Raw genomic sequence first — 22263 nt, 5'->3', positions numbered from 1 at the left:
TGTGCGATCTCCGGGTACGGGTTTGGCTGGTAGGTAAGCAGCTGTGAAGGAGGCCCACATGGGCTTGGACATTCCCGGCGTATCCGGCTCACGCCCGGACGCCGCGCCTCTCGACGAGAGCGCGGCAGAGGATTTACTGCGCGGCATATGTTTCAAGACGGGCCCTCCCCGAACCGTCGGGGTGGAACTCGAATGGCTCATCCACGACCGGGAACGTCCTGACCTACCGGTCGGCCAGGAGCGGCTGGACAGCGCCGTCGCGGCGGTCCGTGCGCTGCCGCTCAGCGCGGCGCTGACGTTCGAGCCGGGCGGGCAGCTGGAGCTCAGTTCACAGCCGGCCGGCTCCCTCATGGAGTGCGTCGACACCACCGCGGCCGATCTGGCGGCGGTGCGTACCTCGCTGGGCGCGGCGGGGCTCGTGCCGGTGGGGCTCGGCGTCGACCCCTGGCAGCCGCCGCGCCGCAGGCTGCGGGAGCCGCGTTACGAGGCGATGGAGGCCGCGCTGGACCGCACGGGCCCGGCCGGGCGGGCGATGATGTGCACCTCCGCGTCGGTCCAGGTCTGCCTGGACGCGGGCGAGGAGGAGCCGGGTCCGCTCGGTTACGGGCGGCGCTGGCAGCTCGCGCACCTGCTGGGCGCGGTGCTGGTGGCGGCGTTCGCGAACTCGCCGTTCCAGCAGGGCCGCCGGACCGGCTGGCGCTCCACCCGGCAGTCGCTGTGGGCGGACCTCGACCCGGGCCGGACCCTCGCGCCGGGCTTCGGGCGCGCCCCGCGCGAGGCATGGGCCGCGCATGTGCTGGACACCTCCGTGCTGTGCATCCGGTGCGAGGCGGGCCCGTGGGACGTGCCGGAGGGGCTCACCTTCCGCGAGTGGATCCGCACCGGCTCGCCCCGCCCGCCGGTGCAGGCGGATCTCGACTACCACCTCACCACACTGTTCCCGCCCGTCAGGCCGCGTGGTCATCTCGAACTGCGCATGATCGACGCGCAGAGCGGGCCCGACGGGTGGCTGGTACCGCTCGCCGTCGCCACGGCCCTGTTCGACGACCCGGAGGCCGCCGAGAGCGTGTACCGCACCGTGAAGCCGCTGGCCGAGACGGCGGGCGCACCGGCGGCCCCGCGCAACCCGCTCTGGACGACGGCCGCCCGCGAGGGCCTCGCCGACCCGGAGCTGCGGGCCGCGGCCACCGTCTGCTTCGCGGCGGCGCTCCCGGCGCTGGAGCGGATGGGCGCGAGCGAGGCGGTGCGCGACGCCGTGGCGGCCTTCACCGACCGCTATGTCGCCCGGGGCCGATGTCCGGCCGACGACCTGCCGGAGCCCGGCGACCTGACCGATCTGAGCCTGCTGACCGAGGTGAGCCCGCTCTCCGGCCCCGACCTGGGGACCGGACCGCCCGAGCGGCCCGTGGGCGTCCACGAGGGTCTTCTCCCCGGCCGGCCGACGATCCCGCCGCGTCCCGGAAAGGCGGCCTCCGCATGATCGAGCACCGTGAAGACGCCCAGCACCGAGAAGGCCGCGGGCATTCCGACGCCTTCGATCCGGCCCGTTCCACCGCCTCGGACGGCTTCCCCGTCGCCCCCGGCATCGATCCGGAGACCCTGCGCCGCCGTGCCTTCGACGCGCTGCTGACCGCGCGCGAGCGCACCAGCCAGCTCACCGACAGTGTGGATGATGGTGAACTGACCGCCCAGCACTCCCCGTTGATGTCGCCCCTGGTCTGGGACCTGGCGCACATCGGCAACCAGGAGGAGCAGTGGCTGCTGCGCGCCGTCGGCGGCCGGGAGGCACTGCGCCCGGAGATCGACGGGCTGTACAACGCCTTCGAGCACACGCGCGCGGCACGCCCCTCGCTGCCGCTGCTGGCTCCCGCCGAGGCCAGGGCCTACGCCTTTGACGTACGGGGGCGGGCGCTGGACCTGCTGGAGGGCGCAGCCCTGCATGAGGGCGGACGCCCGCTGGAACGGGCCGGGTTCGCCTTCGGGATGATCGCCCAGCACGAACAGCAGCACGACGAGACGATGCTGATCACTCATCAACTGCGTGCGGGACCGGCGGCGCTCACCGCTCCCGCCCCGCCCGCGCCCGACGGCGCCGAGGCGCTTGCGGACGAAGTCCTGATCCCCGGGGGCCCGTTCACGATGGGGACCTCCGCCGAGCCGTGGGCCCTGGACAACGAGCGGCCCGCGCACCGGCGTGACGTGGCGGCGTTCCACCTGGACACCTCGCCGGTCACCTGTGGCGCGTACCGTCGCTTCATCGAGGACGGCGGGTACGGCGACGAACGCTGGTGGGCCCCCGAGGGCTGGGCGATGGTTCGTGGACACGACCTGGCCGCACCGCTGTTCTGGCGGCGGGAGGCGGGTCAGTGGCTGCGCCGCCGGTTCGGGGTGACCGAGCCGGTGCCGGACGACGAGCCGGTGCTGCACGTCAGCTGGTACGAGGCGGACGCGTACGCCCGCTGGGCGGGACGACGGCTGCCCACGGAGGCCGAGTGGGAGAAGGCCGCCCGGCACGATCCGGTCTCCGGCCGCTCCCGGCGCTACCCCTGGGGCGACGAGGACCCGACGCCGGAGCGGGCCAATCTGGGGCAGCGCCATCTGCGTCCGGCGCGGTCCGGGGCGTATCCGGGAGGCCGGTCGCCCTCCGGGGCGGGGCAGTTGATCGGCGACGTGTGGGAGTGGACCTCCAGCGACTTCCTGCCCTACCCGGGGTTCGTGGCGTTCCCCTACCGGGAGTACTCGGAGGTGTTCTTCGGCCCCGGGCACAAGGTGCTGCGCGGCGGCTCGTTCGCCGTGGACCAGGTCGCCTGCCGGGGCACGTTCCGCAACTGGGACCTTCCGGTGCGTCGGCAGATCTTCTCCGGTTTCCGCACCGCGAGGGATGCCTGATGTGCCGCCATATCGCCTATGTGGGCGAGCCGGCGGCGCTCGGCGAGCTTCTCCTGCGGCCCCCGCACTCGCTGGTGCGGCAGTCCTGGGAACCGCGCCGCCAGCGCTACGGCACGGTCAACGCGGACGGCTTCGGAGTCGGTTGGTACGCGGACGGCGACCCGGTGCCAGGACGCTACCGCCGTCAGGGCCCGATATGGGGCGACGAGACCTTCACCGATCTGGCCCGGGTGGTCCGCAGCACCGCGCTGCTCGCCGCCGTACGGGACGCCACCGAGGCGGGTGCGGACGGGGAGGCCGCAGCCGCGCCGTACGCCGCCGGACGGCTGCTGTTCAGCCACAACGGGGCGGTCAGGGGCTGGCCCGGTTCGCTCGCCGGCGCGGCCGCCGCCCTGCCCGCCGAGAGGCTCCTGTCGCTGGCCGCCCGTAACGACTCGGCGCTGGTCTGGGCGCTGATCCGGCACCGGACCGACGCCGGGGACGATGTGCCGCGCGCCGTCGCGGAGACCGTCCGCGAGGTCGCGGCCGCCGCGCCGGGATCCCGGCTGAATCTGCTCCTCACCGACGGGGAGACGATCACGGCGACCGCCTGGGGCGACACCCTCTGGTACCTCACGATGCCGGGCCTTCGCACCGCGGTCGCCTCGGAGCCCTACGACGACGACCCGCTCTGGCGCGAGGTCCCCGACCGCACCCTGCTGGTCGCCACCTCCACGGACGTCCTGCTCACCCCGCTCAAGGAGCCCAACGCGTGAGTCCTTTCCTGCTGACCCGCACCCTGCCGGTGGACGCGACGGACGCGGCGCTGCGCGCCGACGTCCTCAGCGGCCTGACCCGGCACCCCAAGACCCTGCCGCCGAAGTGGTTCTACGACGCCCGCGGCAGCGAGCTGTTCGAGGAGATCACCCAGCTGCCGGAGTACTACCCGACCCGCGCGGAGCGGGAGATCCTCTCCGCGCGCGCCGAGGAGATCGCCGCGGCGTCGGGTGCCCGGACCGTGATCGAGCTGGGCTCGGGGTCGTCCGAGAAGACCCGCCATCTGCTGGACGTCCTCCCCGGGTTGCACAGTTACGTTCCGGTGGACGTGAGCGAGAGCGCGCTGACCGGGGCGGCCGAGTCGCTGCTCGCCGAGCGCCCCGAGCTGTCCGTCCACGCTCTGATCGCGGACTTCACCGGCGGTCTGGCCCTGCCGGGGACGCCGGGACCCCGGCTGGTGGTGTTCCTGGGGGGCACGATCGGCAATCTGCTGCCGGAGGAGCGGTCGGCGTTCCTGCGGTCGGTGCGCTCGCTGCTCTCGCCGGGGGACGCGCTGCTCCTCGGCACGGACCTGGTGAAGGAGGAGGAGACGCTGGTGGCCGCGTACGACGACGCGGCCGGGGTGACGGCGGCCTTCAACAAGAACGTCCTGAGCGTCGTCAACCGGGAGCTGGGGGCCGATTTCCCGCTCGGCGACTTCGAACACCGCGCGGTGTGGAATCCGGCGGACCGGTGGATCGAGATGCGGCTGCGGGCCCGCCGGGCGCTGACCGTCAAGATCCCGGAGCTGGACCTCGTGGTGCCGTTCGAGGCCGGTGAGGAGCTGCGTACGGAGGTGTCGGCGAAGTTCCGTCAGGAGGACGTCCGCGAGGAGCTGGCCGCCGCCGGCATGCGGCTGGCTCAGTGGTGGACGGACTCGGCGGAGCGGTTCGCCCTGTCACTGGCCACGGCGGTCTGAGAGCCTGTCGGGGGGCCTTCGACCGGAAAGCGGACGCAGTCCGGTGCGTGCGGTTCCAAGGCGCCGAGAGGTCCTCGTAGCGGAGCTGCCAGGGCATTTCGGCCGACGCCGGAAGCGTGCGTGCCAGGGCGTGGCCGCCCGGTCAGAGGTCACCCGACAGGCTCTGAGAGGCCTGGAGCGGATCTCCGGGTTCGAGGACGGCCGCTCGCGCCCTGCGGGCCAGGGCGCGGCGGCCGTCCTCGCCGTTCACCGGGATCGGTGCGAGAACGTCGACCCGGGCGGTGAGCCCGGCCGCCCGCACCACGCGCCAGAGCGAGGCGGCGAGCGGATCGTCCCCGACGAACGCCACGGCGCCGGCGGTCGGTCCCGGTGCGTGCGCGGCGGTGCGGTAGGCGATGCGCACCGGCCGGACCGTCGCGCCGGCGTCGATCGCGGCCTGGAACACGGCGGGCCGGAACGCGCCGCCGCCCCGTCCGCACCAGGTGCTGCCCTCGGGGAAGACCACGACCCGGGAGCCGGAGCGCAGGGCCGTCGCGACGGTCCGTACGGCGGCGGGCAGGGCGCGCAGCCGGTCGCGGTCGATGAACAGGGTGCCACCGGACGCCGCTAGGGGGCCGAGCAGGGGCCAGCGCCGGATCTCGCTCTTGGCGAGCATCCGGCCGGGCAGTACGGACGCGATCAGCGGGACGTCGAGCCAGGAGATGTGGTTGGCGACGACGAGCTCGCCGCCGGTGGCCGGTTCCGGCGCGTGCCGCCGGGCCGTGAGGCGTACGCCGAAGGCGCGGGTCACGGCGTGCGCCCAGCGCCGCACCAGCAGCTCGCGGGGGGCGGCCCCGAGCAGCCGGACCAGCGGGACGCAGACCACCCCCAGCAGCACCAGTGTGCAGCCGGCCAGCAGCCGGAGTACGGCGGGCAGCGGGGCGCGTACGGCTCCGGTGTGCCGGGCGCAGCCGTGCGGGGTGCACGGGGCGAAGGGCAGCCAGGTGCTCATCGCAGCGGGGCCAGGGAGAGGAAGTGGCGCAGGTAGCGCGGGTCGGTACGGCGCAGCGAGAGCAGGACGTACAGGTCGGCGACGTTGAAGTCGGGGTCGTACGCGGGGGCTCCGCAGACCTGCGCGCCGAGCCGGAGGTAGCCGCGCAGCAGGGGCGGGAGGTCCGCCCGGGAGCCGGTCTCCGTGCCGTGCGCGGAGGAGTCCCAGAGGCGGTGCGGGGTGACCCAGTACTTCTCCGGCGCGAGGTGTCCCGCGCGAACGGTGTTCCAGCTCCGGGCGGCCAGGGCGCCGCCGTCGGCCAGCGGCAGGGAGCAGCAGCCCGCGATCCAGGTGTGGCCGGTGCGCTCCATGTAGCGGGCGAGCCCGGCCCAGACGAGGGCGATGACCGCGCCGTCGCGGTGTGCGGGGTGGACGCAGGAGCGGCCGACCTCGACGAGGTCGTCGCGGATCGGGGCGAGCCGGGTGAGGTCGAACTCGCTCTCCGCGTAAAGGCGGCCGGCGATCCGGGCGCGGTCCGGCGGCAGCAGCCGATAGGTGGCGACGACCTCCCCGGTGGCGGTCTCACGGACCAGGAGGTGGTCGCAGTACGCGTCGAAGGCGTCGCTGTCCAGGCCGGGTTCGGGTCCCTCCAGCCGGGCTCCGAGCTCCCCGGCGAACACCAGGTGGCGCAGCCGCTGGGCCGCGCGTACGTCTTCCTGGCAGGTGGCGAGGGACACCCGGTAGGCCGGTTCGGAGGTGCCGGCCGGTTCGGGGGCCGGCACGGGGACGGGCGTGGGAGCGGCGGGGAGCGGGGTGTGAGGGGCGACGGGCAGCACGGTCATGGCGGTCTCCGAAGGCGGAAGCGGCAGGGGGCGCTACCGGGTCGTCGCGGGAGTGCGGCGGCCCGGCCCCTTACTTCTTCCGTCACCGGCTGGATTCGACGTGACCGCTGTGGGGAGCGGGGATGTGCGACGGCTGAATCCCAGGGACGCGGTGCTCCCGGGCACGCGGCGTTCCTGGGCAGGCGGCGCTCCCGGGCACGAGTTGCTCCCGGGCACGCGGCGCTCCCGGGCAGGCCCGTCCGGAAGGGATCAGCCGCTGCCGGTGAGCATGGCGGTGATGCGCTCGGAGGCGGCCTTGGCCTCCCGGGCCGGGTCGCCGCCTTCCAGGACGGCCGTCATGTAGGGCTTGATCGGGTTCTCCGCCTCGACCCTGGCCCACTGGGACGAGTTGGGAGTGGCGCGGCCGCGGGTGGCGCCCTCCGCCATCGCCGCGGTGCCCTCGTCGCCCTCGATGACATGGGCGAGGCTCGGCTTGTTCGGGACGTAGCTCATGCCCCGGGCGAGCTCCGTCTGCCACTTCTCGCTCGCCAGCGCCTTGACGACGGCGATGCCGGCGCTGCGCTCGTCGGCGTTCTTCGGGACGATGAGGTCGGAGCCGCCGGTGAATACCGAGCCGGGGGCTTTCGCGGTCTTGCCGGGAATGGGGAAGTAGCCGAGCCTTCCCTTGAGTTCGGGATTCTTCTGCTCGACGAGCGCGGCGCTGCCCGGCGTCGAGATGATCTGCGCGACATCACCCCTGGCGAATACGTCGGTCTGCGGGGGCTTCTCCTCGTCGGCGTCGGTCGGGCCGTCGCCGAGCGCCTGGAGTTCCTGGTAGAACCGCATGCCCGCCAGGGCCTCCGGGGTGTCCAGGGCGCCCTGCCAGTCGCCGCCGTTCTCGTCGGCGAGCTCGCCGCCCTCGTCCCAGATGAATCCGGCGAGCACGTACCAGTTCTGACCGGCCAGATAAATGCCCTGGTCGCCCGCGTTGTTGAGCTTCTCGGTGTCGGCGATCCACTCGGCGCGCGTCTTCGGGACGGAGTCGATGCCCGCCTTCTCGAAGATGTCCTTGTTGTAGATCACCACCCGGTTGGCCGCGTACCAGGGGATGCCGTACTGCACACCGTTGATGCTGCCGGGCTGGGCCAGGCCGGGCAGCCAGTCCTCGCTGCCCAGGTCACGCATCGACTCGAGGGTCAGGTCGCGCAGGCCGCCGCTCTCCGCGTACTGCGCGACCTGCGTGTTTCCGACCTCGATCACGTCCGGGGCGTCGTCGCCCTCCAGCGCGGAGAGGACCTTGGGGCCGATGCCGCTCCATTCCTGGATCTTGAAGTCCAGCTCGATCGAGGGGTTCTCCTCCTCGTACGAGCGGGTGAACTTGTCCAGGAAGCCGGGCGAGACGCTGTCCTTCATCAGCCAGACCGTCACCGTGCGGTCACCGCTGTCCGAGCCCGATATGTAGCCGCATCCGCAGAGTGCGACGGATGAGACAAGCGCGACGGCTCCGGCCAGTATGCGGTTCTTCACGTGGTCACCTTCTGCGAAACGGCACAACGAAATCGGGACCCGGTGTGGGGGATTGCGGGCGGCGCTCGCACGGGCGGTTGGCTGAATTTTGGTATGGACCAATGGGTAGGTCAAGGCGGGCGCTCGTCCCGACTCGCCCCACCCTCCCCCTCGCGGGGCGCCATGCATTGGGGCAACGTGGTCACAGGAGAGGAGACAAACAATGCCGAATCACACTTATCGGGTCACCGAGATCGTAGGAACCTCCGAGGAGGGCATCGACGCGGCGATCCGGAACGGTGTCGCAAGAGCGGCGGAAACGTTGCACAATCTCGATTGGTTCGAGATCGGTGAAATTCGCGGCCATATCGAAGATGGCCGAATCGCGCACTATCAGGTCTGCCTGAAGGTGGGCTTCAGGCTCGACGAAAGCACCTGATCAGGTACGCCCCTCACGCTCCTGCGCATCCTTCAGCGCCGCCGACGGGTCGGCCCAGCGGGCCCGCACCACAGCAAATCCGGCCACCTCGGCCGCATCGCAGACCAACTCGTCGTCGTCCACGAGCATGCGCACCCGCCCCGTCCGCCCCAGCCGCCGGAGGACGTCCAGCTTCGTCCGGCGTGCGGGGCGCCGGTCGTCGTTGCGCCGCATGAACAGCGTGCCCTCGGGCAGCCCCTGACGGTTCAGCCAGCGCACGGTGTCGCGGCGGCACCGCTCGGGCCGGCCGGTCAGATAGACGATCGCGCACTCCTCGGCGCTGGCGAGCACCATCCGTACGCCCTCCGGGAGCGGCGGGTCGGCCGGGGCCGCGGCGAAGAAGCCGGCCCAGTCGCGCTTCGTGCCCTCCAGGAAGTGCTGCCGGTGACCGGTGTCCGCGAGCGTGCCGTCCAGATCGAATACGGCCAGCGGCCGTGCGTCGTTGTTCACTCCCCCAGCTTAGGAAACGCCCCGGGAATCCCTACGGAACGAGCGCGTTGAACAAGACGTGAGCTCTGTGATCGCCTCGACCCGCTTCTCCGTCCTGGACCGTTCCCGCATCCGTGAGGGGCACGGGGCCCCCCGGGCGCTGCGCGACACCGTCGACCTCGCGCGGGAGGCGGAGGCGCTCGGATTCCACCGCTTCTGGGTCTCCGAGCACCACGGCGTGCCGGGGGTCGCGGGGTCCGCGCCGACGGTGCTGGCGGCCGCCGTGGCCGCCGCGACCTCCACCATCCGGGTCGGCACCGGCGGAGTGATGCTGCCCAACCACCGGCCGCTGGTCGTCGCCGAGCAGTTCGGGGTGCTCGCCTCCCTCTTCCCCGGCCGGATCGACATGGGGCTCGGCCGCTCCGTCGGGTTCACCGACGGCGTCCGCCGGGCGCTCGGCCACGGCAAGCAGGACGCCGAGGACTTCCCCGGCCGGCTCGCCGAACTGCTCGGCTGGATCGACGGCACCCAGCAGGCCCACCCCGGGGTGCACGCCCATCCGGCGGAGGGCCTGCGCATCCCCGCGTACGTCCTGGCGATCGGCGAGGGCGCGTCCGTCGCCGCGGCCGCCGGGCTCCCCCTCGTCATCGGCGATCTGCGCGGCCGGGCGAAGGTGCTGCGCGCCATCGAGGTCTACCGCCGCCGCTTCCGCCCCTCCGCCCGCGCCGAGCGGCCCGAGGTGATCGTCGCGGGCACGGTGGCCGTCGCGGGCACCGAGGAGGCGGCCCGCCGGCTGCTCGTACCGGAGGCGTGGGCCATGGCGTACTCCCGTACGCACGGGGACTTCCCGCCGCTGACCCCGGCCGAGCGCGTCGAGGCCCTTCCCATGACGGCCAAGGAGCGGAGGCTGTACGAGCAAGGGCTCGACGGCCATGTCCACGGTACCGAGGCCCAGGTGACCGGTCAGCTGGAGCGGGCGATCGAGGAGACCGGGGCGGACGAGGTGCTCGTCACGACCAGCACGTACGACCGGGCAGGGCTGGTGGACTCGTTGCGGCGGCTCGCCCGGATCACCCGCCCGCGGGGCCGGGCCGACGAGCGGGTTCCGCGACGGAGCCTCGACGTCCGATAGCCGCCGGACCCACGCGCGACGACCCGGAAGGCTGGGAGGCATGACCCACACCCAGACGACGGACACCCGGGCGGTCCTCACCGCCATGTACGAAGCCGAGACCCTGTATCTGGCGGCCGGCGGGCCGGGCACGGCCTCCTTCGACCTGCTGGCCCCCTGCTTCGCACCGGATGTGGTCCTGCATCAGGCGGCGGCGCTCCCGTACGGCGGAGTCTGGCGCGGACACCGGGGCCTGGAGCGGTTCTTCCGGGCGATGAGCGACACCTGGACCGAGTTCGAGCTGGTGGAGCAGGACTTCCTGGCCACCGGGGAGACGTCGGTGGTACGCACCATCGTCCGCGCCAGGTCCCGGGCGACCGCGCGGGAGCTGACGTTCCCCATCCTCCAGACCCTCACCGTCCGGGACGGCCGGATCACCGAGGTGCGGCCGTTCTACTGGGACACCGACGCGGTCGTCCGCGCCTGCACCCCGTGAGGCGCGCCGCCGGATCCCGGGCGCCCACCGTCGGAGCACACGCCTAGAATCGGACTGTTTGTCCCTTCCGGTCGTCTCTTGCGGTCGTCCCTTCCGGTGTCAGCACCCCACGCGTACGGAGCCGAGCCCCATGCCCTCCCCCCACGATCCGTACGTCCGGGTGCACGGCGCCCGCGAGCACAACCTGAAGGACGTCCGGGTCGACATCCCGCGCGACACCCTGACCGTCTTCACGGGCGTGTCGGGGTCGGGGAAGTCCTCGCTGGCCTTCGGGACCATCTACGCCGAGGCCCAGCGACGCTACTTCGAGTCCGTGGCCCCGTACGCCCGGCGGCTGATCCATCAGGTCGGCGCGCCCGCCGTCGGGGAGATCACCGGGCTGCCGCCCGCCGTCTCGCTGGAGCAGCGGCGCTCCGCCCCGGGGGCCCGGTCGTCCGTCGGGACGGTGACCACGCTCTCCAACTCACTGCGCATGCTCTTCTCCCGTGCGGGGGACTATCCGCCGGGGGCCGAGCGGCTGGATTCCGACTCCTTCTCCCCCAACACCGCCGTCGGCGCGTGCCCGGAGTGCCACGGGCTGGGGCGGATCCACCGGACGGACGAGGAACTGCTCGTCCCGGACCCCTCGCTGTCCGTCCGGGACGGGGCGATCGCCGCGTGGCCGGGCGCCTGGCAGGGCAAGAACCTCCGCGATGTGCTGGACGCGCTGGGGTACGACGTCGACCGGCCCTGGCGCGAGCTGGACCCCGAGGACCGGCGGTGGATCCTGTTCACCGACGAGCAGCCGGTGGTGACGGTGCATCCGGTGCGGGACGCCGGCCGGATCCAACGCCCTTACCAGGGTACGTACATGAGCGCGCGGCGCTATGTGCTGCACACCTTCGCCGACACCAGGAGCCGTACCCTGCGGGCGAAGGCGGAGCGCTTCCTGACCAGTGCCCCGTGCCCCGTGTGCGGCGGGAGCCGCCTGCGGCCCGAGGCGATGGCGGTGACGTTCGCCGGGCGGACCATCGCGGAGCTGGCCGGGCTGCCGCTGTCCGCACTGGCCGAGGTGCTGGCCGGGGCGGGGGCGGGCGGTGAGGCGACGGCCCGGGTGCTGACGGGTGATCTGCTGGCGCGGATCGGGACGGTGACGGAGCTGGGGCTCGGCTATCTGAGCCTGGACCGGACGGCCCCGACGCTCTCCTCCGGTGAGCTGCAACGGCTGCGGCTGGCGACGCAGTTGCGGTCGGGGCTCTTCGGTGTCGTCTATGTCCTGGACGAGCCGTCGGCCGGGCTGCATCCGGCGGACACCGAGGCGCTGCTCGGGGTGCTGGGGCGGTTGAAGGAGGCCGGGAACTCGGTCTTCGTGGTGGAGCACCAGATGGACGTGGTGCGGCGGGCGGACTGGCTGGTGGACGTGGGCCCGCTGGCCGGGGAGCACGGCGGGCGGGTGCTGCACAGCGGGCCGCCGGAGGGACTCGCCCAGGTCCCGGAGTCGGCGACGCGCCGCTTCCTGTTCCCCGAGGACGGCCAGGACACCGAGCCGGTGCGCGAGGCGCGCACCCCGTCCGGGTGGATCCGGCTCGCCGGCGTGGAGCGGCACAACGTGCGGGGCGTCGACGCGGCGTTCCCGCTCGGGGTGTTCACGGCGGTGACCGGGGTGTCCGGCTCGGGCAAGTCGACCCTGGTCGGCCAGGTGCTCGCCGGGGTGCTGGCGGACCGGCAGGCGGGCGAGGAGGCCGGGGCGGGCGAGCTGTACTGCGCGGCGGCCACCGGTCTGGAGGCGGTGGACCGGCTCGTCCAGGTCGACCAGAAGCCCATCGGCCGTACGCCCCGGTCCAATCTGGCCACGTACACCGGTCTGTTCGACGCCGTACGGAAGCTGTTCGCGCGGACGGAGAGGGCTCGGGAGCGAGGCTACGGCGCGGGGCGGTTCTCGTTCAATGTGAGCGGCGGCCGGTGCGAGACCTGCCAGGGCGAGGGCTTCGTCTCGGTGGAGCTGCTGTTCCTGCCGAGCACGTACGCACCCTGCCCGGACTGTCACGGCGCCCGCTACAACCCGGAGACGCTGGACGTCACCCTGGAGGGCCTGACGATCGCTCAGGTCCTGGATCTGACCGTGGAGTCGGCCGCCGGGTTCTTCGCCGGGACGCCGGCCGCCGAGCGTGCGCTGACCACCCTGCTGGACGTGGGGCTCGGCTATCTGCGGCTCGGCCAGCCCGCCACGGAGCTGTCCGGCGGTGAGGCGCAGCGCATCAAGCTGGCCGCCGAGCTCCAGCGCACCCGGCGCGGGCACACCCTGTATCTGCTGGACGAGCCGACGACGGGACTGCATCCGGCCGATGTGGAGGTGCTGATGAGGCAGTTGCACTCCCTGGTCGACGCCGGGAGCACGGTGGTGGTCGTGGAGCACGACATGGCCGTGGTGGCAGGCGCGGACCATGTCATCGACCTGGGCCCCGAGGGCGGGGACCGGGGCGGCCGGATCGTGGCGGCCGGGACGCCGGCGGAGGTGGCACGGGAGGCCGGCAGCCGTACGGCGCCGTTTCTGGCGAAGGCGCTGCGGCGCTGATCCCGTACGCCTCCCACGAGTTCGGAGTCGTACGGGATCAACTCCTCTTTCAGCGGCGGACTTTACGGGTCGCCCGCAGCCACTCCCTGTTCATCGCGGCGATCGAGGGCAGTGGGATGCCCTTGGGGCAGGCCGTGGCGCACTCGCCGGTCAGGGTGCAGCCGCCGAAGCCCTCGTCGTCCATCTGGGCCACCATGTCCAGGACGCGGGTCTCGCGCTCCGGCGCCCCCTGCGGCAGGACGTTGAGGTGGTTGACCTTCGCCGAGGTGAACAGCATCGCCGAGCCGTTGGGGCAGGCGGCGACGCAGGCTCCGCAGCCGATGCACTCGGCGTGCTCGAAGGCGAAGTCGGCGTCCGGCTTGGGCACCGGGGTGGCGTGGGCGTCCGGGGCGGTGCCGGTGGCGGCGGAGATGTAGCCGCCGGACTGGATGATCCGGTCGAACGAGGAGCGGTCCACGACCAGGTCCTTGATGACCGGGAAGGCGGAGGCCCGCCAGGGCTCGATGTCGATCGTGTCGCCGTCGGCGAAGGACCGCATGTGGAGCTGGCAGGTGGTGGTGCGCTCCGGGCCGTGGGCGTCGCCGTTGATGACGAGGCTGCACGCGCCGCAGATGCCCTCGCGGCAGTCGTGGTCGAAGGCCACGGGCTCGTCTCCGGCGAGGGTGAGTTCCTCGTTGAGGGTGTCGAGCATCTCCAGGAACGACATGTCGGCGGAGATGCCGTCGACTTCGTAGGTGGCCATGGCGCCGGGCTCTTCGGCGTTGCGCTGGCGCCAGACGCGCAGGGTGAGCTTCATGCGTAGCTCCGCTGGGTGGGGTGGACGTACTCGAAGACGAGGTCTTCCTTGTGCAGGACGGGGGCGGCGCCGGTGGCGGTGAACTCCCAGGCGGCGGCGTAGGAGAACTCCTCGTCGCGCCGCTCGGCCTCACCGTCCGGGGTCTGGGACTCCGCGCGGAAGTGGCCGCCGCAGGACTCGGCGCGGTGCAGTGCGTCGAGGCACATGAGCTCGGCGAGCTCCAGGTAGTCGACGATGCGGTTCGCCTTCTCCAGCGACTGGTTGAACTGCTCGCCGGTGCCGGGGACCTTGATGCGCCGCCAGAACTCCTCCCGGATCTCCGGGATCCTGGCGAGCGCCGTGCGCAGACCGTCCTCGGTGCGGGCCATCCCGCAGTACTCCCACATGAGTTCACCGATCTCGCGGTGGAAGGAGTCGGGGGTGCGGTCGCCGTCGACGGAGAGCAGCAGGTTGATGCGGTCCTCGGTCTCGGCGACGGTCTCGGCGACGGCGGGGTGCTGGGCGTCGACCGTCCCGGTGTGCGGATTGCGGGCGAGGTAGTCGTTGATCGTGGCGGGCAGGACGAAGTAGCCGTCGGCGAGGCCCTGCATCAGGGCGGAGGCGCCGAGCCGGTTGGCCCCGTGGTCGGAGAAGTTGGCCTCGCCGATGGCGAAGAGGCCGGGGATGGTGGTCTGGAGGTCGTAGTCGACCCAGAGGCCGCCCATCGTGTAGTGCACGGCGGGGTAGATCCGCATGGGGACCGTGTACGGGTCCTCGTCGGTGATCCTCTGGTACATGTCGAAGAGGTTGCCGTACTTCGCTTCGACGGCCTTGCGGCCCATCCGGCCGATGGCCTCGGCGAAGTCCAGGTAGACGCCCTGCCCGCCCGGGCCGACGCCGCGTCCCTCGTCGCAGACGTTCTTCGCGGCGCGGGAGGCGATGTCGCGGGGCACGAGGTTGCCGAAGGCGGGGTAGAGGCGCTCCAGGTAGTAGTCGCGCTCGTCCTCGGGGATCTGGTTGGCGGGGCGGTCGTCGCCCTTGGCCCTGGGGACCCAGATACGGCCGTCGTTGCGCAGCGACTCGCTCATCAGGGTGAGCTTGGACTGGTGGTCGCCGGTGCGTGGGATGCAGGTGGGGTGGATCTGGGTGAAGCAGGGGTTGGCGAAGTACGCGCCACGCCGGTGGGCCCGCCAGACCGCGGTGGCGTTGGAGTTCATCGCGTTGGTCGACAGGTAGAAGACGTTGCCGTAGCCGCCGGTGGCCAGGACGACCGCGTCGGCGAAGTAGCTGTCGATCTTCCCGGTGACCAGGTCCCGGGCGACGATGCCGCGCGCCTTTCCGTCGACCACGATCAGGTCCAGCATCTCGGTACGGGCGTGGAGTTCGACGCCGCCCGCGGCGATCTGCCGGGACAGCGCCTGGTACGCGCCGAGGAGGAGCTGCTGCCCGGTCTGGCCGCGCGCGTAGAACGTACGGGACACCTGGACGCCGCCGAAGGAGCGGTTGTCGAGGAGCCCGCCGTACTCGCGGGCGAAGGGGACGCCCTGGGCGACGCACTGGTCGATGATCTCGACGGAGATCTGGGCGAGCCGGTGGACGTTGGACTCCCGGGCGCGGAAGTCGCCGCCCTTGACGGTGTCGTAGAACAGCCGGTGGATGGAGTCGCCGTCGTTGCGGTAGTTCTTCGCGGCGTTGATGCCGCCCTGGGCGGCCACCGAGTGCGCGCGCCGGGGTGAGTCCTGGAAGCAGAACTGGACGACGTGGTAGCCCTGTTCGGCGAGGGTGGCGCCGGCCGCTCCGCCGGCCAGTCCGGTGCCGACGACGATGACCGTGTGTTTGCGCCGGTTGGCGGGGTTCACGAGCTTCGCTTGGAAGCGGCGGGTGTCCCAGCGATCGGCGACGGGGCCCGCGGGGGCCTTCGTGTCGACGGCGGGCTCGCCCGTGCGGTACTGCGTGTAGTCGGGCATGTCAGCTCACCACTCCGGTCATGACGGCGACGGGTACGGAGATGAAGCCCAGCGTCAGCACTGCCGCGAGGAGGTTGGCGAGGGTCTTGAGGATGCGGTCGCGGGTCGCGTTGCCGACACCCAGGGTCTGCGCGGCGCTCCAGAAGCCGTGCTGGACGTGCAGGCCCATGGCGAGCACCGCGGTGATGTAGATGGCGTTGCCGTACCAGGTCGAGAAGGTGTCGATGACGTTCCGGTACGGGTGCCCGGCCTCGAAGCCGGTGTGGACGGTGCCGGTCGTCAGGTCGAGGACGTGCCAGACGATGAAGAGGGCGAGGATGATCCCGCCCCAGCGCATGGTCCGGGTGGCGTAGCTCGCACGGGGCTTCCTGTGGACGTACTTGGCCGGGCGCGCCCTGATGTCGCGGCGGCTCAGCTGGTACGCCGAGACGCCGTGCAGCACCACGGCGGCGACGAGCCCCACGCGGACGATCCACAACGCCCACTCGTAGTGCAGGATCGGTTCACCCATGGTGCGCAGCCAGTGGGCGTACCCGTCGAACTCACCGGGCCCGAAGAAGATCTTCAGGTTCCCCGCCATGTGGGCGACGAGGTACCCGAGCATGATCAGGCCGGACACCGCCATGATCGTTTTCTTGCCGACGGTCGAGTCCCAGAGCGTACGCGTCATCGACGGCCGTCGGTCCGTCCGCGTTGCCAATGCCATGGACACGACGGTAGGGGCGAAGGAAGCGATCAGTCCAAGACATGAAACGGCTGATCTCCATAGGTATCAACTATCGACAGACGTTATCGTGGGCGTATGCACTTCCAGCAGCTCACCTACTTCGTGGCCGTCGCCGAGGCCCGGCACTTCACCCGGGCCGCCGAGGCGGTGCATGTCTCGCAGCCCTCGCTCTCCCAGCAGATCCGGGCGCTGGAGACGGAGTTGGGCGCCGATCTGTTCAGCCGGGCCCGGGGCAACATCGCCCTCACCGACGCGGGCGAGGCGCTGCTGCCGCTGGCCCGGCGGATCCTCGCCGACGCGGAGACGGCGCGCCAGGAGGTCCAGGAACTGGTCTCGCTGCGCAGCGGCCGAGTGCGGCTGGGGGCGACGCCGAGCCTGTGCACCGGGCTGCTGCCGGATGTGCTGCGCGCCTTCCACGACCGGCACCCGGGGGTGCGGCTGCTGCTGGAGGAGGGCGGCTCGCACGACCTCGTACGCCAGCTGGCACGGGGAGCGCTCGATCTGGCGCTGGTGGTGCTGCCCCTGCCGGCCGCCTCCCCCGCGCTGACCACGGTGGAGCTGCTGCACGAGGACCTGGTGGTGGTGTCCTCGGCTGCGGAGCCGGCCCCGGGGCGGGGCGGATCGATCCGGATCGCGGATCTGGAGGGGGCTCCGCTGGTGATGTTCCGGCACGGGTACAACCTGCGGGAGCTGACGCTCGCCGCCTGCCGCGCGGAGGGCTTCGAGCCCTCGTTCACCGTCGAGGGCGGCGAGATGGACGCGGTGCTCGGTTTCGTACGGGCGGGGCTCGGCATCGCCGTGGTGCCGGGCATGGCCGCCGCCCGGGCCGGCCACGACCTGCGGAGGACCCCGCTGGCCGGGCCCGGGCTGCGGCGCACGATCGCGCTGGCGCACCGCAGCGACGTGGCCCCGCCCCGGGCCGCGCGCGAACTCCAGCGGATGCTGCTGGAGCACGGGCCGGCCCCCGGCTGACCTGGGGGCGGGACGGCGGGGCGGGCGGGACGGCACGCCACGCGCCGCCTGACGGTCTGCCGGGAGGACGGGCTGCTGGTCTGCCGGTGTGCCGGGCGGCCTGCCGGTGTGCCGGGCGCTCTGGCCCCGCCCGGCGACGGTTCAGACCGCGTCCGCCAGCAGCAGGGAGTGGATGCGGTCCGGGGCCCCGGGGCGGGCGTAGTACCAGCCCTGGGCGGTGTCGCAGCCCAGCCGGCGCAGTTGCTCGGCCTGGGCGCCCGTCTCCACGCCCTCCACCGTGACGGCCAGCTCCAGGCTGTGGGCCAGCGACACGATGCCCTCGACGATCTTCATGTCGACCGGGTCCGCCGGGTGCTGCTGCATGCCCCGGGTGAAGGAACGGTCCAGCTTCAGCACGCTCACCGGCAGCCGGCGCAGGTTCGCCAGGTTCGAGTAGCCCGTGCCGAAGTCGTCGAGCGCGATGTCGACGCCCATCTCCGCGAGCTGCCGCAGCGGCTTGAGGAGATCGTCGTCCGCGCCGATCAGCGCGGACTCGGTCACCTCCAGGCAGAGCGCCCCCGGCTCCAGCCCGGAACGTTCCAGCACGTCGACCGTCTCGGCGACGAGGCGGGGGTGGTGCAGTTGGGTCGGCGAGAGGTTGACGTTGATCCGCAGCGGGCCTCCGTCGCTGTGCCGCTCCTGCCAGAAGTTCGCCTGCCGTACGGACTCCTCCAGTACCCAGCGCCCGAGCGGCACGATGAGCCCGGTGTGCTCGGCGAGCGGGATGAACCGGTCGGGGCCGAGCACTCCGTGCTGCGGATGACACCACCGTACGAGCGCCTCGGCACCGTGCACGGTGCCGTCGCCCAGGTGCACGAGCGGCTGGTACTCGATGAAGAACTCACCCCGGTCCAGGGCGGCCGGGAGCGCGGTGGTCAGCCCGTGCCGGGTGATGGCGCGCGCGTCGGCCTCCGCGTCGGCGAGCTGGAAGCGGTTGCCGCCCGCCGCCTTGGCCCGGTACATCGTGATGTCGGCGCTGCGCAGCACCTCGGCGGCGCTGCGCTCCCCGGAGGGCCCCTCGACGACGCCGATCGAGCCGCGGACGGTCAGCTCACGGCCGTCGAGGCGGATGGGGGAGGCGAGCGCGTTCAGAATGCGGCCGGCCAGTTCGTCCACCTCGTCGGCGGTGTCCGGGCCGGTGGTGAGGGCTACGAACTCGTCCCCGCCGAGCCGGGCGACCATCTCGCCGGGCGCGGGCGCGCAGCTCTGCAGCCGGTCCGCGATCTCGACGAGCAGCCGGTCGCCGGCGGCGTGGCCGAGGCTGTCGTTGATGGCCTTGAAGCCGTCGAGGTCGAGGTAGCAGAGGCCGAAGCGGATCCCCTCCTGGGCGGCGAGTGCCTTCTCCAGACGTTCGAAGAACAGCGTCCGGTTGGGCAGTCCGGTGAGCGCGTCGTGGGTGGCCTCGTAGCGCAGCCGCAGATTGAGCAGCCGCCGCTCGGTGGTGTCCTCCATCAGCGCGAGCTGGTACTCGGGACGCCCTTCGGAGTCCCTCAGCAGGGAGACGGTGAGGTTGGTCCACAGGACGGTGCCGTCGTTGCGGTAGTACGCCTTCTCGACCCGGTAGTGGTCGCGTTCGCCGCGTACCAGCTCGTCGTAGTACTTCCACACCTGCGGCGAGTCCTCGGGGTGGACCCACTCGTTCACCTTGTGGCTGCGGACGTGGTGCTCAAGACCGCCGAACATCTTGGTGAGGGTGTCGTTGATCTCCAGGATGTTGCCGTCCAGGTCGGCGATGCCGATGCCGATGGCCGCGTCCTTGAAGACCGCGCGGAACCGTGCCTCCGTGGCGTGCAGGGCCTGTTCGGCGTGCGAGCGGGCGGTCAGCGCCGAGCGGGCGATGGCCTCCTGCTCGGCGAGCGTGCGCTCGCGCAGGGCCGCGGAGAATCCGGCGGCCAGCGTGTGCTGGATCCGTGCGCAGCGGGCCCGGCCGTCCTCGGTGGACAGCGTGCCGGGTCCGTTGCCGCCGCAGTACAGGACGAGGTAGGAGTCGACGACCCCGAGCGTGGAGCTGAGGGCGTCCGGGTCGGTGCAGTGCACGTCGACCAGGGCAGCGCCGATCCGCTGGGCGGGCGAGGCGTCGAAGGGGCGGGCGTGCAGGATGCCGTTCAGCTCGCGTGCCAGGGGCAGCAGATGCTGTTCGAACTCCGGCCGGGTGAGAGAGGTGGCCGTCAGGGGGAAGATGGCCCGGCTCCAGATTCTGGCGAATCTCCGGAGCCGGCCTTCCGGTCCGTCGGGCTCCGCGTCCGGCTCCCCGGACGCCTGGGCGGGAATGCTCACGCCTTGCGCCCAACCCCTGCGAAGCCCGAGAAGGCGTACGGGTCTTCCTGCTCCGGCGCCTGCGGGGTGTCGGGCCGCCACGCGGGCATCGACACCAGGCCGGGCTCGACCATCTCGTAGCCCTCGAAGAACTGACCGATCTCCTCGCGCGAGCGCATGACCAGCGGGTTGCGGATGTTCCGGTAGACGCCGACCGTGCCGGCCGCCTCCTCCCGGGACCGCGGGATGCCCTCGTACGAGGCGTGGGTCAGAACGATCAGGCTGCCGGGGGCCAGCGCCTCGCGCAGTTCGGCGACCGCGGCGCGCGGGTCGTCGGCGTCCTCGACGAAGTGGAGTACCGCGACCAGCAGCAGGGCCACCGGGCGGTCCAGGTCGAGCAGTCCGGTGATCTCCGGGGTGGCGAGGATCTCCTGGGGGCGGCGCAGGTCGGCGGCGGCGATGACCGCGCGGTCGTTGCCCTCCAGCACGGCCTGACTGTGGGCGACGGCGACCGGGTCGTGGTCGACGTACGCCACCTTGGCAGCGGGGTCGGCGGCCTGGGCGACCTCGTGGACGTTGCCGAAGGTCGGTATGCCGGAGCCGATGTCCAGGAACTGGTCGATGCCCGAGTCGACGGCGTAGCGGACGGCCCGGCGCATAAAGGCGCGATTGGCCTGCATGATCTTGGGAAGGCCCGGGAGGAACTCCATGGCCTTGCGCGCGGCTTCCCGGTCCACCTCGAAATTGTGCGATCCGCCCAGATAGAAGTCGTACATGCGAGACACGCTCGGCACCGAGATATCTATGCCTTGCGGTGCCCAGGCGGGACGCTCCATCGATGTCTCCAACAAGTTCGCCACGGCGATCCGGCCATGTTCATGGTCAGTGTTGACCAGAGGCTACTGATCGGCCGCCAAGAGAGCGAGTGGAAACGGAAATTAGCGATCCGTTATTGGTCACACTCCGGTGGCATCAACGGCCGGTCCGTCGCTGCGCGTATGCGCGCAGCGACGGACCGGCACTCCGGACGCCGTTTCCCGGTGGTTCGGGGCCACTTGGGGCTCCTGGGCGATTGTTCGCCGGGGCCCGTGATTACTTGGGAGCGCCGACGAGTCCGGAATCGGGGGAAACGGCATACCAGGTGCCGCCGACTCCCTGCCCGTTGGTGTCGCCGGGCTTGGCGTCGCCCGCGAAGGTGTAGATGGGCCAGCAGTCGATGGTCTGCTGCTTGACACCGTCAGGGCGGTCGAAGGTGACGAATCCCTTCGTCGTCACCCCGTCCACCGCGTTCTTGGCCATGGGAGCCACTACCGGCCACTTCTTGAGGCAGTCGCCCGTGCACGCGGTCTTCATCGGCCAGGCGGAGTCCTTGGTGAAGCGGTAAACCGTCATACCCCGGCCGTCCACCACGATGTCGCCGAGTTCCGGGTCCTTGCGGACCGAAAGGCCCGCGGGGTCGGCCGGTTCGGCCACGCCCTCGCTGTCGGCGTTCTTCGCCGCCTTCTTGCCGTCGGGGGCTGCGGCGAACCAGGTGCCGCCGACCCCCTGCCCGTTGACCTGGCCCGGGGCGGTGTCCTTCGCGTACCGGTACATCGGCCAGCCGTCGACGGTGAGTTGGCTGGTGCCGTCGGCGCGGCTGACCTCCCCGAGGAGATCGGCGTCGGTGCCGGCCGCGGCGGTGGCGCCGCCCGCGGCCACCACCGGCCAGATCTCGGCGCACGCGCCCTCGCAGGCCGACTTCGGCGGGTTCGCGGTGTCCTTGTCGAAGCGGTAGAGCGTGAAGCCCTCGCTGTCGGTGAGCACCTTTCCGAGCTTCTTGCTTTCCTGGACGGCCAGTTGACCGGCTTCCCTCGGTTCCGCCGCCTCCTTGTCGGCCCCGGATCCGTATCCACCGCCGGCCGATCCGTACCCGCTGTCGGCGGGCTGCTGGGCCGGGGCGGCGTTGCCCACCGACTGGCCGTTGGGCGATGCGGTGCCCTGCTCCTGACCGCACGCCGTCGTGAGCGTCAACAGAGCCGCGGCGGTGACCGCGAGCGAGGCGTTGCGCCAGGTGTTCATGTCGACTCCCGTGGTGCTTCGTCGTACCGCTTGTGATGCCGGCGCGGGACCGCGCCGTTCATGGCCCTAGGTACGGGGGGCCGACGGGGTCGTGTTCAAAGGAAGGCCGAGAAGAATTCGGCGGTCGAAAATCGCGAGGCAAACACGAATGGCCGACTATTCCCACGATCAGGCGAATCACCCGCGGGTACCACGTGTCCTCCGGCGGCGTGGATCATGCTCCCCGTCGTGTACGGATCACGCATCGCGCGGCTGACGACAGCCGCCGCACTCCTCTGGCTGACAGCCGTACCGCTGCCGGCGACCGCCGGTAACTGCGCGGTGGCCTCGATCGGGCAGGGCGACGGCAGTTCCTCGGTCGCCGTGGCGGGCGACGGGGGCTGCGTCGCGGCGTCCGAGCCGGAGCCACCACCGCCACCGCCACCGCCGAAGCCACCACCCCCACCGCCACCACCGCTTCCCCCGCCGCCCCCTCCCCCTCCCCCTCCGCCTCCACCACCC

General features: G+C 71.9%; 19 protein-coding genes. 9 read left to right on the top strand and 10 right to left on the bottom strand.

Annotated elements, in window-relative coordinates; genetic code table 11:
- The first annotated feature begins 58 nt into the window (after nucleotides 1-58).
- From egtA to egtD, 4 genes are read left to right on the top strand one after another with little or no spacing between them, the layout of a single operon-like run.
- A complete protein-coding gene (gene egtA / locus IG90_RS0133795; protein ID WP_030593459.1) occupies nucleotides 59-1480 on the top strand; it encodes an ergothioneine biosynthesis glutamate--cysteine ligase EgtA in 1422 nt (473 codons plus the stop codon).
- Nucleotides 1477-2889: an ergothioneine biosynthesis protein EgtB gene (egtB, locus tag IG90_RS0133790; protein WP_030593457.1), complete on the top strand. Its 1413-nt coding sequence runs from the start codon at nucleotides 1477-1479 to the stop codon at nucleotides 2887-2889. The genes egtA and egtB overlap by 4 nt, the downstream gene beginning before the upstream one ends.
- The gene (egtC, locus tag IG90_RS0133785; protein ID WP_030593454.1) at nucleotides 2889-3644 is read left to right on the top strand and encodes an ergothioneine biosynthesis protein EgtC; all 756 of its coding nucleotides are present in this window, start codon (nucleotides 2889-2891) and stop codon (nucleotides 3642-3644) included. Before egtB ends, egtC begins: the two co-directional genes overlap by 1 nt.
- Entirely contained in the window at nucleotides 3641-4603 is a 963-nt protein-coding gene (gene egtD, locus IG90_RS0133780; RefSeq protein ID WP_030593452.1) for an L-histidine N(alpha)-methyltransferase, read from the top strand. The genes egtC and egtD overlap by 4 nt, the downstream gene beginning before the upstream one ends.
- A 142-nt stretch (nucleotides 4604-4745) precedes the next feature.
- Here the strand turns inward: egtD and IG90_RS0133775 are convergent, their stop codons facing one another.
- The 3 genes from IG90_RS0133775 to IG90_RS0133765 all read right to left on the bottom strand — a co-directional run bounded on the left by IG90_RS0133775 (nucleotide 4746) and on the right by IG90_RS0133765 (nucleotide 7921).
- Nucleotides 4746-5594 (bottom strand): lysophospholipid acyltransferase family protein, encoded by an 849-nt coding sequence (locus IG90_RS0133775; protein ID WP_030593450.1) that lies wholly within the window; start codon nucleotides 5592-5594, stop codon nucleotides 4746-4748.
- Nucleotides 5591-6415: a GNAT family N-acetyltransferase gene (locus IG90_RS0133770; RefSeq protein ID WP_030593447.1), complete on the bottom strand. Its 825-nt coding sequence runs from the start codon at nucleotides 6413-6415 to the stop codon at nucleotides 5591-5593. The genes IG90_RS0133775 and IG90_RS0133770 overlap by 4 nt, the downstream gene beginning before the upstream one ends.
- A 249-nt stretch (nucleotides 6416-6664) precedes the next feature.
- Nucleotides 6665-7921, bottom strand: a complete 1257-nt coding sequence (locus IG90_RS0133765; RefSeq protein WP_030593444.1) for an extracellular solute-binding protein — start codon at nucleotides 7919-7921, stop codon at nucleotides 6665-6667.
- Nucleotides 7922-8123: 202 nt separating this feature from the next.
- Here IG90_RS0133765 and IG90_RS0133760 point away from each other — a divergent pair, with 202 nt between their 5' ends.
- A complete protein-coding gene (locus IG90_RS0133760; RefSeq protein ID WP_030593441.1) occupies nucleotides 8124-8339 on the top strand; it encodes a dodecin in 216 nt (71 codons plus the stop codon).
- Here IG90_RS0133760 and IG90_RS0133755 read toward each other — a convergent pair whose 3' ends face one another.
- Nucleotides 8340-8828 carry a phosphatase domain-containing protein gene (locus tag IG90_RS0133755; protein ID WP_030593438.1) on the bottom strand — a complete coding sequence of 163 codons (489 nt, stop codon included), beginning with the start codon at nucleotides 8826-8828 and terminating at the stop codon, nucleotides 8340-8342. It lies immediately after the preceding gene.
- A gap of 58 nt (nucleotides 8829-8886) precedes the next feature.
- Between IG90_RS0133755 and IG90_RS0133750 the strand changes: the two genes are divergently transcribed.
- From IG90_RS0133750 to uvrA, 3 genes are all read left to right on the top strand, one after another.
- Nucleotides 8887-9939, top strand: a complete 1053-nt coding sequence (locus tag IG90_RS0133750; RefSeq protein WP_030593435.1) for an MsnO8 family LLM class oxidoreductase — start codon at nucleotides 8887-8889, stop codon at nucleotides 9937-9939.
- Between the two features lie 40 nt (nucleotides 9940-9979).
- Complete coding sequence (locus IG90_RS0133745) at nucleotides 9980-10414, top strand: nuclear transport factor 2 family protein (protein WP_030593432.1); 435 nt, start codon at nucleotides 9980-9982, stop codon at nucleotides 10412-10414.
- 130 nt (nucleotides 10415-10544) lie between these two features.
- Nucleotides 10545-12968 (top strand): excinuclease ABC subunit UvrA, encoded by a 2424-nt coding sequence (uvrA, locus tag IG90_RS0133740; RefSeq protein WP_030593429.1) that lies wholly within the window; start codon nucleotides 10545-10547, stop codon nucleotides 12966-12968.
- A gap of 49 nt (nucleotides 12969-13017) precedes the next feature.
- On the opposite strand, the gene IG90_RS0133735 is transcribed toward uvrA, so the two are convergent.
- Genes IG90_RS0133735 through IG90_RS0133725 form a run of 3 tightly spaced genes read right to left on the bottom strand, consistent with a single transcriptional unit; the run spans nucleotide 13018 to nucleotide 16380 of the window.
- Nucleotides 13018-13764: a succinate dehydrogenase/fumarate reductase iron-sulfur subunit gene (locus tag IG90_RS0133735; protein ID WP_030593425.1), complete on the bottom strand. Its 747-nt coding sequence runs from the start codon at nucleotides 13762-13764 to the stop codon at nucleotides 13018-13020.
- Entirely contained in the window at nucleotides 13761-15710 is a 1950-nt protein-coding gene (locus IG90_RS0133730; RefSeq protein WP_030593422.1) for a fumarate reductase/succinate dehydrogenase flavoprotein subunit, read from the bottom strand. The genes IG90_RS0133735 and IG90_RS0133730 overlap by 4 nt, the downstream gene beginning before the upstream one ends.
- A 1-nt stretch (nucleotide 15711) precedes the next feature.
- Nucleotides 15712-16380 carry a succinate dehydrogenase gene (locus tag IG90_RS0133725; protein WP_030593419.1) on the bottom strand — a complete coding sequence of 223 codons (669 nt, stop codon included), beginning with the start codon at nucleotides 16378-16380 and terminating at the stop codon, nucleotides 15712-15714.
- Between the two features lie 132 nt (nucleotides 16381-16512).
- Between IG90_RS0133725 and IG90_RS0133720 the strand changes: the two genes are divergently transcribed.
- On the top strand, nucleotides 16513-17409 hold the full coding sequence (locus IG90_RS0133720; RefSeq protein ID WP_030593416.1) for a LysR family transcriptional regulator: 897 nt from the start codon (nucleotides 16513-16515) through the stop codon (nucleotides 17407-17409).
- Nucleotides 17410-17550: 141 nt separating this feature from the next.
- Here the strand turns inward: IG90_RS0133720 and IG90_RS0133715 are convergent, their stop codons facing one another.
- From IG90_RS0133715 to IG90_RS0133705, 3 genes are all read right to left on the bottom strand, one after another.
- Entirely contained in the window at nucleotides 17551-19725 is a 2175-nt protein-coding gene (locus tag IG90_RS0133715) for a putative bifunctional diguanylate cyclase/phosphodiesterase (RefSeq protein WP_030593413.1), read from the bottom strand.
- A complete protein-coding gene (locus tag IG90_RS0133710; RefSeq protein ID WP_030593411.1) occupies nucleotides 19722-20540 on the bottom strand; it encodes an SAM-dependent methyltransferase in 819 nt (272 codons plus the stop codon). The genes IG90_RS0133715 and IG90_RS0133710 overlap by 4 nt, the downstream gene beginning before the upstream one ends.
- A gap of 256 nt (nucleotides 20541-20796) precedes the next feature.
- The gene (locus IG90_RS0133705; RefSeq protein ID WP_030593408.1) at nucleotides 20797-21762 is read right to left on the bottom strand and encodes an SCO0930 family lipoprotein; all 966 of its coding nucleotides are present in this window, start codon (nucleotides 21760-21762) and stop codon (nucleotides 20797-20799) included.
- Between the last annotated feature and the right edge of the window lie 501 nt (nucleotides 21763-22263).

The sequence above is a fragment of the Streptomyces anulatus genome (assembly GCF_000721175.1).
Taxonomy (GTDB): Bacteria; Actinomycetota; Actinomycetes; order Streptomycetales; family Streptomycetaceae; genus Streptomyces; species Streptomyces anulatus_C.
The sequence above is the reverse complement of the archived record's forward strand: the minus strand, read 5'-3'. Positions and strand labels throughout refer to the sequence as shown.